Genomic DNA, 11,433 nt, shown 5'->3' on the forward strand with positions numbered 1-11,433 from the left:
CGTAAAACGGGTATGACCAAACACGTCGAAAAACGCAATCTTCCTTACACGCCCGAGCAACTCTTCACCCTCGTTGCCGAGGTCGATAAATATCAGGATTTTCTGCCGTGGTGCCAAAGCAGCATCATTAAACGCCGCGAAGATAATGTCTTTTATGCCGATCTTGTCATAGGATACAAAAGGATCCGTGAAAAGTTTGGCTCAAAGGTCACTTTGAATGAACCCCACCGCATAGATGTTGAGTATCTCTCAGGCCCGATGAAATATCTAAAAAACCACTGGCAATTCCTCCGCGAACAGGACGGCTCCTGTACAATCGACTTTTACGTCGATTTTGAATTCAAAAACATCATCCTTCAGAACCTCATGGGTGTCTTTTTCAATGAATTGATCCGAAGAATGGTTTCCGCCTTCGAGCAAAGGGCAAAGCAGGTCTATGGTGAAAACGGCTTATTGAGAGTTACGCCAGTTGAACGGGACTCAGCGCCTCAATCAAAAGCCTGAACGCCTCATGGCAACTGGCCGAACGGATATCGCTACGGCTTCCGCTGAATCGGAATTCATAGGCCTTTGATTGGGTGTCTGTGGCCAGCCCGATATAAACAAGCCCGATAGGCTTTAGCGGAGTCTCTCCACCTGGTCCGGCGATACCGGTAACAGAAACCGCGATATCCCCCCGGCTATTCACAAGCGCACCCCTCGCCATCGCCTCGGCGCATTCAGCGCTCACAGCCCCCTGGGTCTCCAGTATCGTAAGCGGCACGTTCAGCAAGGTTTGCTTCGCGGCGTTGGAGTAAGTTACAAATCCGCGCTCGAAAATCTTTGATGATCCAGCGCGTTCTGTCATCAGCGCGGCGATCAGGCCACCTGTGCAGGATTCCGCCGTAACCAGCTTTTTTCTCTGTGCCAGAAGCAACTCGGAAAGTTCAGCGACTTGCTGCAATAAAAACGGATCAGAAAACATAGCGCACCAGAATAATGCAAACTGCAGCGATAAGTCCCGCAACAAGATCGTCACCCATTACCCCTGCGGCTCCCGGCACATTTTTTTCAAAATGCGAAACCGGCCAGGGCTTAAGGATGTCGAACACTCTAAAAAGCACAAACGAAAGAAGGAGGAGGGGCAGGCTACCCAGTGCCGGAATCATCGCAATCCACTGCCCCACGACCTCGTCCACAACGATCATTTTTGAATCGTGTGTCTCCATCGCATGGTCGAACTTCTCCGCCGCCTGAAAACCAAGTGCGCCGACGATAAAAACAGCGAGCAATAAACCCAGACCGCTGAACAGGGCGGCAATAATCATTCCGGTCAAAAGCCCGCCAAGACTGCCCCAAGTACCCGGAGCGGGAGACAAAAATCCGCAGCCCCCCCAGGAAGACAGCCAGACGTAAGAGGCTTTTCGGTCCAGATTTTCGGGCACTTGATAGCGAACGTTCATGGGCGTCCTGATGAGTGAGGAGGGGAGGGGAGACTAACGCTGACCACGGCTTGCGCGGCAATACCTTCCTTGCGCCCGGTAAAGCCAAGTTTTTCGGTCGTCGTGGCCTTAACATTAATCCGGCTCGGCAAGACCCCGAGGATGTCGGCAATACGGGCTACGATTGATTCTCGGTGGGGGCCGATCTTGGGCGATTCGCAAATCAAAGTCAGATCGGCATTAAGAAGGTGTCCGCCCTTTTCCAGAAGCAAACGGTGGGCGTATTCAAGAAAAACGGCGCTGTCCGCCCCCTTCCATTTTGGATCGGACGGAGGGAAATGCGTCCCTATATCGGCCTCTCCAATCGCGCCCAGAAGGGCATCCGTAAGAGCATGAAGCCCCACATCCGCATCCGAATGACCCTCAAGCTTCCGGTCAAAAGGAATATCGACCCCGCACAGCCGTATGCTTTTTGGGCTGACATCGGCATCTGCAAAACGATGAACATCGTACCCGAACCCGGTCCTGACTTCTGCCGCTTCCTGTGTATTGAGAATCTGTTGCGCCATACTCAAATCATCCGGGGTAGTGATCTTAAAATTCCGCCGCGACCCCTCAACCAGTTTTACGGGAAGACCGAGGGCAGAGACAAGGGCCGTGTCATCTGTAGCGAAAACCTCAGGAGAAGCGCGTTCGTGTGCCTTTTTGATCACACCTATACGAAAGGCCTGCGGCGTCTGCAAGCTCCATAAGTGTTCACGGTTAGCGGGAGTTCCGCAGGTAGGGTCGTCGGCGGTACCCTGAGAATATAAAACCGTATCCGCAACCTGAAGGGCAAGCGTGGCGGCCTCCGCACCTTGCATCGCTTGAACAAGGGCGTAGACCATATCCGCCGTGACCAAAGGCCGCGCCGCATCATGTATCAAAACCAAGTCGTCTACAGAGGAATCAGGCAAATTGAGTAAGCCCTTATAAACACTAGATTTTCGATCCGCCCCACCGTAAACCGCAGGCGGCAGATCAAGCCCTTCAATGGTCTTTTCATAATATTCTTGATGGTCGGGATCGATGACCACGGTCAAGGATAACAGTCCAGGAAGCGCAAGAAAAACTTCAAGCGTGTGACGTAAAACAGGTTTCCCCGCCAAAAGGGCATATTGCTTGGGCAAGGCGCTGCCAAACCGGATCCCCTTGCCGGCAGCGACAACAATCACGTGGAAACTCTCAAACCGTTGCATAAGTGTGTTGTCTTGGCCTCAAAATTGTTGTAAAAATGCAACACCCAAGAGGGGCATAACACAGCTAGCATACACCAGAACCGCTTTGACACAAGAAACTATGCAGCCAGACGACTCCTCCCCGTCCCATGATAGGCCGGAACAAAAACAGCACCGGATCAAAACTGCGGGGCTGACGGACACAAAGGCACTGGGGCAGAAATTTCTCGCCTCCCTCAAATTTTCGACTTTACGCAAGCGTTCCTGGCGGACAAAAGCATCCCTGTTCCTGGTGCTTGCCGCAATTATCAGCAGTTTTGCAACCTACGCAGCCCTGACCGAGACACCTCCTTTCGGCAACGACCCGCGGACCGTCATAACGCTTCTGAACATCGACCTGATCTTTCTGCTCCTTCTGGTCGCCCTGATTGCCAAAAGGATCGTCGCCATCTGGAGCGGCCGGAAAAGGGGAATCGCCGGCTCCCATCTCCATGTGCGTCTGGTTTATATCTTCAGTTTTCTGGCCGCCGTCCCGACCATCATCATGACCGTCTTTTCCGCGTTCTTTTTCCATTTTGGCGTCCAGACATGGTTCAGCGAGCATGTAAAAACTGCTATTAATGAATCTCTGGCCGTTGCCGAATCCTACCTTGAGGAACACCAACAGGTTATCCGCGCCGACACCATGGCCATGGCCGCTGACCTGGACCGCCAGGCGGATATTTTTCTTGCCAAGCCAAAAGCTCTGGAAGCGATCATGGAAACGCAGTCGCAGATCAGAAATCTGCCCGAGGCGATCATCTTCCAGAAAAACGGTCATGTAATAGCCCGTTCAAGCCTGACCATTTCGCTGGCTTTTGAGAATGTACCCTCTTACGCCTTGAACGAAGCCGAACAGGGCGATGTCGTCCTGATGTTGGGTGAAAAAAAGGACCGCGTCAGAGCCTTGGTGAAATTGCAGAATTTTGAAGACTCTTATCTCTTTGTAGGCCGCATGGTCGACTCTAAAGTTCTTGCACACCTCTCTTCCACGGCGGCGGCGGTCGAAGATTACTCTGATCTTCAGGCTTCATACGCAGGCCTGCAGATTACGGTGACGATGCTGTTTGTGGTGGTGGGTCTTCTCATGCTTTTGGCCGCCATCTGGCTGAGTCTTGTTCTTGCTCGGGAGTTGGTTATGCCGATCAGCGAACTGATTTCGACATCCGATCGTGTACGCTCCGGTGACCTCACGGCCAGAGTACCCGAAGAAAAAAGCTTCGAGGAGTTTGAATATCTGGCGAAGTCCTTTAACCGCATGACCCAGCAAATTCAGCAGCAGCGCGACGAATTGATTAACGCCAACCGACAGATTGACCTGCGCCGCCGCCTGACGGAAAGTGTTCTAAAAGGGGTTTCATCCGGTGTAATCGGCCTCGATGAGTCAGGAAAAATTAATCTTTCCAACGCTTCGGCTGATTTACTGCTAAGCCAAAAATCAGATATCACTGGTCGTCACATTTTTGACGTGCTGCCGGAACTTAAAGACCTTCTGGAACGGGCTTACAGCCGGCCGGGGAAAATTACGCAACAGGAAATTATCCTTGAAAGTCAGGAGAAAGAAGCTTCCGGTCGAAGAATTTTCCTTTTTCGTGCGAGTCTGGAACCTCTGGCCGAACAGCAGAAGGGGATCATCCTGACTTTCGATGACATAACAGAGTTCCAATCGGCACAAAGAAAAGCCGCGTGGTCCGATGTTGCCCGCCGCATCGCCCATGAGATCAAAAACCCCCTGACGCCTATTCAACTCTCCGCCGAGCGCCTAAAGCGTAAGTATCTTGGGCAAATTCACGAAGACAAGGAGACTTTCACCACCTGTACAGAGACAATCATACGCCATGTCGAGGATATCGGTCGCATGGTTGATGAATTCTCTTCCTTCGCCCGGATGCCGGAGCCCTATCTTAAGGAAATGTCTCTAGCAAAGGAAATCCGTAATGCTCTGATACTTCCACAGCAGGCGCACAGCGATATCAGGATTACAATTTCTGTAGACCCGTCTTGCGAGCAGGTTCAGGTTGATTTGGACGCCGTTCAGATCAGGCAGGTCATGAATAACCTCATCCAGAATTCCGTAGACTCGATCAGGACAAAGCTGGAATCAGACCGGGACGCACTCGCAGAAATAAGAATTTTCATCGCCAGACAGACTCCTGACGAAGTAGTCGTCGCTGTTGCCGACAGCGGCATGGGCCTGCCGTCGGGTGAAAATCCTGAGAGATTGACGGAACCTTACGTAACTCATAAGACCAAGGGGACGGGTCTGGGGTTGGCCATCGTAAAAAAAATCATGGAAGATCATCGGGGAAGATTACTGCTTACAGTCCCTGAAGAATTTAAAAAAATCAAAGGCTGGAGTGAGCTCGGGGGCGCTACTTTAATCCTCACATTCCCGCTAAAAAGCGAAACAACTCATCAAGCAATAAAAAAGGAAGTGGCGTGATCATGAAGGCGGATATACTGATTGTCGATGACGAAGAAGATATCAGAAACCTGATCAAGGGTATTCTGGAAGACGAGGGCTACAAACCGCGTCTGGCCTCCAGTTCGAAAACAGCCTACGAAGCGGTGGCCGCAAAAGTGCCCGATATCATTATTCAGGATATCTGGCTGCAGGGCAGTACGGAGGACGGGCTGAATATTCTTGAAAACGTTAAATCCAGACACCCTCACATCGCCGTCATTATGATCAGCGGTCACGGAACGATAGAAACAGCCGTGTCGGCGATCAAAAAGGGCGCCTACGATTTCATTGAAAAGCCCTTTAAGGCCGACCGCCTCTTGGTCATGATCCGCCGCGCCATGGAGCATGTCGTTTTGAAGAAGGAAAATGAAAATCTGCGCCGCCGTGCCGAAACCATAGAGGATGAGATTGCCGGGAATTCTCAGATAATTAAAAACCTTCAGACGGTTGTTGATCGTGTCGCTCCAACCAACAGCCGTGTACTGCTGAACGGGGAACCGGGAACAGGAAAAAATCTGGTAGCAAGGTATATACACAGCGTCTCGAAGCGATCGGATAAGCCCTTTATGGTGCTGAATTGCTCGACACTGCACCCGGATCGGCTGGAGCGTGAACTGTTCGGCTCGGCCAGCGGCTACATGAACCAGCCCGAAAAACATGGGATTTTGGATATCGCAAACGGCGGAACGCTCCTGCTGGATAAAATTGCGGATCTCCCTGTAGAGCTTCAGGGAAAACTTGTGCGGGTCTTACAAGAGGACGCCTTCCAGAGAATGGGGGCCAGCGAAAGGATAGCTATTGATGTGCGTTTTATCGCTTCGACCAGTCAGGATATAGAACAAAACATGATGCAGGGAAAGTTTCGGCAGGATCTGTTTTATCGCCTAAACGTCGTACCCATAAACATGCCACCTTTGCGTAAGCGCCGGCATGATATTCCAATGCTGGTTGATAATCTCATGAAATCACTAACACGCCAGTCAGAAACTGCTCCGCCGCGCTTTAATACCCAGGCTCTGAGCGCTCTTCAGGCCTACGACTGGCCCGGAAACATCCGGCAGCTGAGAAATACCCTGGAGTGGGTATTGATCATGGCCGGAAATCAGACAAAAGCTGAATTCGGGCTCGAAGATCTGCCCCCTGAGGTGAAGGGTTTGCCGTCTCTGGTAACAGCAGGGGCTAATCCGCAGGAATTCATCCACCTGACCTTGCGTGAGGCGCGGGAGGGGTTCGAGAAGGAGTACCTTCAGGCGCAGATTCAGCGTTTCGGCGGCAATATCTCCAAAACTGCCCAGTTCGTAGGGATGGAGCGTTCCGCTTTGCACCGGAAAATGAAATCTCTTGGGATTTTTTCTGATGAAAAGTCAGAAGGTGAATCTGATTCCCTAAAAAATCTGAAACGAGCCTGAGTGATGAATCTGGGCGTCTTTGATTCCGGATTGGGCGGCCTTTTGATCGCAAAATCCATACGTACGCATCTCCCCGATATTGATATGATTTACTATGGAGATACGCTCCACTTGCCGTACGGCAACCGTTCGGCGGAAGCCATATACGAATATTCACGCCGCGCCATGGAGTATCTCTTCAGTCAGGATTGCCGCCTGATTATCGTCGCCTGCAATACCGTCAGCGCCACAGCCTTAAGAAGACTTCAGCAGGAGTACCTCCCGTCATCTCCGTGGCCCGAAAGAAGGATAATAGGTGTCGTCGTCCCAACACTTGAGGAGGCAATCGAAAAGGGACATAAAAATATTGGTCTTTTAGGAACGCACCATACGGTCAACTCGAACGTCTACAGTCAGGAACTCCAAAAGCTGAATCCCGACATTCAAATCGTCCAAAACGCCGCGCCTTTGCTCGTGCCTATGATCGAAAATGACGGCATCCGCTGGATTGATCCGGTATTGAAACATTACTTGGCACCATTGATTGAATCCGGAAGCGAATGTCTTATTTTAGGCTGCACCCATTATTCGCTTCTGAAGGACAAAATCACCACGTTAGCGGGTAAGAACATGACTTTGCTATCGCAGGACGAAATCATTCCCCGAAAACTAGCCAGCTATCTGGACAGACACCCGGAAATCGCCAACGACATAGGCCGCTCTGGAAAAAGCAGGTTCCTCGTCAGTGACCTGACACAAAATTACAAAGAGTCCGCGATCAGCCTTTACGGGCAGCATATTGAAATTGAAAAAACCACCTCGGGAGAGATATTGTGAGCGCAAAGATTAGGCACCCGGAAGCTGTATTTTTCGACTGGGACGGAACTTTGGTGGACAGCTACGGATTTCTGAACGATGCACACTCGCACGTATTAGGAGAATTGGGCTTTCCGCCCTTCAAACAGAACGAATTCAAGGAGTATTTCGGCAAACCCCGCGAAATCCTCTACACCACAATTTACAAACACCGTTCTGAGGAAGCGAAAGTTCTCTTCGAAAAATACGTGAATGAAAACACTGATAAATTGAAGTATATGCCCGCAGCAGATTTAATTCTAAATCTGCTAAAAGAAAGAATGACGGTAATGGGGGTGGTGAGCAACAAGAAAGGCTCCATCGTGCGGAGGGAAATTGAATATTACGGCTGGTCCTCTAATTTTTCAGTCGTCGTCGCCGCGGGGGAGTCCGCAGCCGACAAGCCCTCCGGAGAACCTCTTCTAAAAGCCCTTAGCCTGACAAATTTTAGGGATAAAAGACATACAGCCTGGTACGTAGGGGATACGGACATTGACATGAGATGCGCGCAGGAAGCGCTTTGCCCCGCCGTATTACTCACAGCAGGCGAGGATATGTCAGCAACAAAAAGGGAATACAATCCTATTTTGTCTCTGAAAAATTGTCAGGAGCTTTACGAGTTTTTGGTTGCATTGAACGCATAATTCGCTAAAAACTAGGACGGAGGCTATTCTTTGAAAAAAGATAAAGTCCTGACACTAAAGTAAAAAAAACAAGTGCCATAACAAAAAGGAAAAGAGCATGTCAGAAAAAATTCAGAACGTTCAGGATGTCTTTCTGAATAAAATCCGCAAGGAAAAAATGGCCGTCACTGTTTTCTTGGTTAACGGCGTGAAGCTCCAGGGCATTGTCACCTGGTTTGATAATTTCTGTATCCTCCTGCGCCGCGATTCGCATATCCAGCTGATCTACAAGCACGCCGTGTCAACCATCATGCCCGGCGGACCTTTGAGCCTTAAGGACGGCGAGGACGGAAAAGACTCCGACGATTGATAGGGGCTTCCCTCGGCAGGTGCTTTGAGCAACACAGACAAGCTGAAGAGTAAAAAAGGCAAGGCGGACTCCGGTGATCAAACAGCGGAAAGCGCCTATATTGTCCAACCCCTCAGTACGGCCAAACCACCGACCCGGGCAACCGAAGATATCATTGAGGAGGCCGAAGGTCTGGCCCGCGCCATTTGGCTGAAGGTGCTGAAAACACGCATCGCCAAAGTCCAGAAAATCAATCCGGCCAGTTACATCGGCAAGGGAACGGTTGAGGATATCGCTCAGGATATCGAGGAACTGCAACCCTCCGTGGTCATCGTGAATCAGGCGCTTTCACCCGTGCAGCAAAGAAACCTGGAAACCGCATGGAAAGCCAAGGTCATCGACCGCACAGGGCTGATCCTTGAGATTTTCGGCGAACGCGCCCGCACGAAGGAAGGGCGTTTACAGGTCGAATTGGCCGCGTTGGAATATCAGCGATCACGCCTCGTCCGTTCTTGGACCCACCTGGAAAGACAGCGCGGCGGAGCAGGCTTCATGGGCGGACCCGGCGAAACTCAGATCGAGCTTGACCGTCGTCTGATTTCCGACCGAATTACAAAGCTTAAAAAAGAATTGGAGAATGTCCGACGCACCCGCGACCTCGGACGCAAAAGCCGCGAGCGTGTTCCTTATCCCATCGTGTCTCTGGTCGGTTACACAAATGCCGGAAAATCGACTCTGTTTAATGCTCTCACCGATGCTGGGGTATTAGCAAAAGATTTACTTTTCGCCACGCTCGACCCCACCATGCGCCGCCTCAAGCTGCCAACCAAGCAGGAAGTGATCCTCGCCGACACTGTGGGCTTTATCTCCGATCTGCCGACACATCTGGTTGAATCCTTCCGTGCAACATTGGAGCAAATCACGAGCGCTGACGTAATCCTGCACGTCATTGACGTCTCGCGCCCGGATTACAGGCAGCAGCGCGAAGATGTCATAACGATCCTCAAAGACCTTGAGGTCGATTATGAAACCGACCCCCGCATCATTGAAATCTATAACAAAATTGACAAGCTCTCCGAAGATAATCTCGCAGACTTCAAGCGCCTCGCCTCTTACGGTAAAATAAGGTCTGTGCCTCTATCCGCGCTGAAGGGGGAGGGAAAGGAAAGTCTATTAAGTGAAATTGCAAAATTAACCGCAGCGGGAAGGGAAGAAATCGTCTTCAAACTCCGGCCCGAGGACGGAAAAGCCCTCGCATGGCTTTACGCGCACGGAGAGGTTTTGCAAAAAAAAATAACAGAAAAGGAAATAAGAATAAATGTACGTCTGCACGACTCGGATAAGGAAAAATTCTTTTCGCAGTTTAACTACAAACCTTCACGCTCAAGACAACGAACAAAGACAAAGACGTAAAACTCATAGCGTTAGGGGTCGTAAGTCTCAAGCTCGATATGATCCTGCTTGTATTTAAGCTTAATGCGCTCAGGATAGCGGAGAGCATCGTGCAAAAATTTTGCAGCATCCTTCCCGTCTCGCAAGCCCTGCACGACGAGGGATGGACCGCGAACGATATCCCCTGCGGCCACAACTATTGCACTGTCGTCCCCGTAGTGAACGCGGCCAACGGTTCCTGTACCCGGTGGATAAGGCTCGGGATGGTGAACCGGATTAACGGCAAGCGTCCCGTCTGGCTTCAAGGGCATTTCAGGAATGTTGAAAAGGGAAGGCAAATCTTCAGGCTCAAACCCGACCGCGCTGATCACAAGGTCGGCTTCGATCACTTCGTCTCCTCCGGGAACTTCAACCAGCTTCCCATCGACCATCTGTGTTTTGGCAACCGTGACCTTGTAAGACTTATCGGAAACCCTTTCCATGGCCTTGGCCTTAGAGTAATAACGGATACGGTCGTCATCCTGAAACTCCCTGAGAGCATAGCCAAGATCTTTGTCATTGGCCTTAACGTCATCCGGCCCCTTATAATAAAGCCCGATGACTTCTGCGGCGCCTTGTCTCTTAGCCGTACGCATACAATCGATCCACGTATCGCCGCCGCCCACAACGACAACTCTTTTACCCTGGCCGTTTAGCCACCCGGGATTACCCTCATCATCAGAGTATCCGGGAACTTTTGTGCCTTCAGAAACACGGTCCTGCGTGGAAAGATAATCAATGGCCGGAAGCACTTCGGAGGCAGCATCTCCTTCCATCCGGGCGCTTTTCGAACGGTAAGTGCCGGTAGCGATAACGATGGCATCAAACTCGCGAACAAGATCGGCAAACGGAATATGCTTATGACCGTCATGAGCATCCCCTTCGCCGCATTGTCCGATAGACATGCGCGTATGTATAACGACGTTCGGCGCAGCATCCAAACGCTGGAAATTTCTGTCGACAACCTCCTTGGGCATCTTGAAGGCAGGAATGCCGTAACGCAAAAGCCCGCCGGGTTGTTCGCTGCGCTCGAAAATCTCGACATGATAACCGACATCGGCCAAAGCGGCGGACGCCGCAAAACCGGCCGGCCCGCTGCCAATCACGGCGACTTTGAATTCGTTGTTCAGGCCTCGCGGGTTGATAGGCGGAACAAGTCCGTATTTCCAGGCGGTGTCAGAAAGAAATCGCTCGATATTTCCAATCGAAACAGCGCCCCAGTCGGATTGGTACAAGACGCAAGCACCCTCGCACAAAGCGGCTTTAGGGCAGACAAATCCGGTTGCATCCGGCATCGGGTTAGTACGGTAGACCTGATCGATGGCAAGCTCAATCTGCCCTTGGGCAAGTTTCTGCAACCAGTCAGGTATATTATTGTTAAGAGGGCAACCGGACAGTTTTACAGGCGTACCGATAGAGCAAAACGGGGTCGCGCACTGGCCGCAACGTCCCGCCTGCTTCATGGCAATCTGGGTATCATAGAGAGTGTCTACAGGCACAAAACTCTGACGCGCTTCGGTCGCAGAAATAGTAAGAGGGTTCTCGCGGCTGACATCAGGAAAGGCCACAAGCTTCTGGGCTTGCCTCACAAGGTCTCTTAACTCTACAATATCACCTGCTTTATTGTCTTGCGTCATATTGATCCC

11 protein-coding genes are annotated in these 11,433 nt (G+C 51.1%); 7 read left to right on the forward strand and 4 right to left on the reverse strand.

Annotated elements, in window-relative coordinates; genetic code table 11:
- The first annotated feature begins 12 nt into the window (after positions 1 to 12).
- Complete coding sequence (locus tag IPN28_08505) at positions 13 to 504, forward strand: type II toxin-antitoxin system RatA family toxin (GenBank protein QQS56334.1); 492 nt, start codon at positions 13 to 15, stop codon at positions 502 to 504.
- Here IPN28_08505 and IPN28_08510 read toward each other — a convergent pair.
- Genes IPN28_08510 through IPN28_08520 form a run of 3 tightly spaced genes read right to left on the reverse strand, consistent with a single transcriptional unit; the run spans position 461 to position 2,659 of the window.
- Complete coding sequence (locus tag IPN28_08510; GenBank protein QQS56335.1) at positions 461 to 964, reverse strand: CinA family protein; 504 nt, start codon at positions 962 to 964, stop codon at positions 461 to 463. The genes IPN28_08505 and IPN28_08510 overlap by 44 nt on opposite strands.
- Entirely contained in the window at positions 954 to 1,442 is a 489-nt protein-coding gene (locus IPN28_08515) for a phosphatidylglycerophosphatase A (GenBank protein QQS56336.1), read from the reverse strand. The genes IPN28_08510 and IPN28_08515 overlap by 11 nt, the downstream gene beginning before the upstream one ends.
- The gene (locus IPN28_08520) at positions 1,439 to 2,659 is read right to left on the reverse strand and encodes a bifunctional 2-C-methyl-D-erythritol 4-phosphate cytidylyltransferase/2-C-methyl-D-erythritol 2,4-cyclodiphosphate synthase (GenBank protein QQS56337.1); all 1,221 of its coding nucleotides are present in this window, start codon (positions 2,657 to 2,659) and stop codon (positions 1,439 to 1,441) included. The genes IPN28_08515 and IPN28_08520 overlap by 4 nt, the downstream gene beginning before the upstream one ends.
- Before the next feature lie 262 nt (positions 2,660 to 2,921).
- Between IPN28_08520 and IPN28_08525 the strand changes: the two genes are divergently transcribed.
- The 6 genes from IPN28_08525 (at position 2,922) to hflX (ending at position 9,769) form a co-directional block, all read left to right on the forward strand.
- Positions 2,922 to 5,120: a PAS domain-containing sensor histidine kinase gene (locus IPN28_08525; protein ID QQS58578.1), complete on the forward strand. Its 2,199-nt coding sequence runs from the start codon at positions 2,922 to 2,924 to the stop codon at positions 5,118 to 5,120.
- Positions 5,121 to 5,122: 2 nt separating this feature from the next.
- Positions 5,123 to 6,550 (forward strand): sigma-54-dependent Fis family transcriptional regulator, encoded by a 1,428-nt coding sequence (locus IPN28_08530; protein ID QQS56338.1) that lies wholly within the window; start codon positions 5,123 to 5,125, stop codon positions 6,548 to 6,550.
- A 3-nt stretch (positions 6,551 to 6,553) separates the two neighbouring features.
- A complete protein-coding gene (gene murI, locus IPN28_08535) occupies positions 6,554 to 7,366 on the forward strand; it encodes a glutamate racemase (protein ID QQS56339.1) in 813 nt (270 codons plus the stop codon).
- Positions 7,363 to 8,028, forward strand: a complete 666-nt coding sequence (locus IPN28_08540; GenBank protein QQS56340.1) for an HAD hydrolase-like protein — start codon at positions 7,363 to 7,365, stop codon at positions 8,026 to 8,028. Before murI ends, IPN28_08540 begins: the two co-directional genes overlap by 4 nt.
- 97 nt (positions 8,029 to 8,125) lie before the next feature.
- Positions 8,126 to 8,377, forward strand: coding sequence for an RNA chaperone Hfq (hfq, locus tag IPN28_08545; protein ID QQS56341.1), 252 nt, complete (start codon positions 8,126 to 8,128; stop codon positions 8,375 to 8,377).
- 42 nt (positions 8,378 to 8,419) lie between these two features.
- Complete coding sequence (gene hflX / locus IPN28_08550; protein ID QQS58579.1) at positions 8,420 to 9,769, forward strand: GTPase HflX; 1,350 nt, start codon at positions 8,420 to 8,422, stop codon at positions 9,767 to 9,769.
- A gap of 11 nt (positions 9,770 to 9,780) precedes the next feature.
- On the opposite strand, the gene IPN28_08555 is transcribed toward hflX, so the two are convergent.
- The gene (locus tag IPN28_08555; GenBank protein ID QQS56342.1) at positions 9,781 to 11,424 is read right to left on the reverse strand and encodes an FAD-dependent oxidoreductase; all 1,644 of its coding nucleotides are present in this window, start codon (positions 11,422 to 11,424) and stop codon (positions 9,781 to 9,783) included.
- Between the last annotated feature and the right edge of the window lie 9 nt (positions 11,425 to 11,433).

This window comes from Alphaproteobacteria bacterium, from assembly GCA_016699735.1.
In the GTDB taxonomy this organism is placed as follows: Bacteria; Pseudomonadota; Alphaproteobacteria; order Micavibrionales; family Micavibrionaceae; genus JAGNKE01.